Origin of the sequence: Shigella sp. FC1967 (genome assembly GCF_001743005.1) — a bacterium.
Taxonomy (GTDB): domain Bacteria; phylum Pseudomonadota; class Gammaproteobacteria; order Enterobacterales; family Enterobacteriaceae; genus Proteus.
The window spans coordinates 1-378 of sequence record NZ_MIIZ01001349.1; the positions used below are offsets into that span (position 1 = coordinate 1).

The following is a 378-nucleotide window of genomic DNA, read 5'->3' on the forward strand; positions in this document are numbered from 1 at the left end:
CCAAAGTCGATGGTTAAGTGGGAAACGAAGTGGGAAGGCTCAGACAGCCAGGATGTTGGCTTAGAAGCAGCCATCATTTAAAAGAAAGCGTAATAGCTCGACTGGTCGAGTCGGCCGCGCGGAAGATGTAAGGGGGCTAAACCATGCACCGAAGCTGCGGCAGCGACACTATGTGTTGTTGGGTAGGGGAGCGTTCTGTAAGCCTGCGAAGGTGTACTGTGAGGTATGCTGGAGGTATCAGAAGTGCGAATGCTGACATAAGTAACGATAATGCGGGTGAAAAACCCGCACGCCGGAAGACCAAGGGTTCCTGTCCAACGTTAATCGGGGCAGGTGAGTCGACCCCTAAGGCGAGGCTGAAAAGCGTAGTCGATGGGA

At 53.4% G+C, this 378-nt stretch carries 1 rRNA gene; it reads left to right on the forward strand.

What is annotated here, in order from left to right:
* Positions 1 to 378, forward strand: a 23S ribosomal RNA gene (locus BHE89_RS21880); the annotation flags it as partial.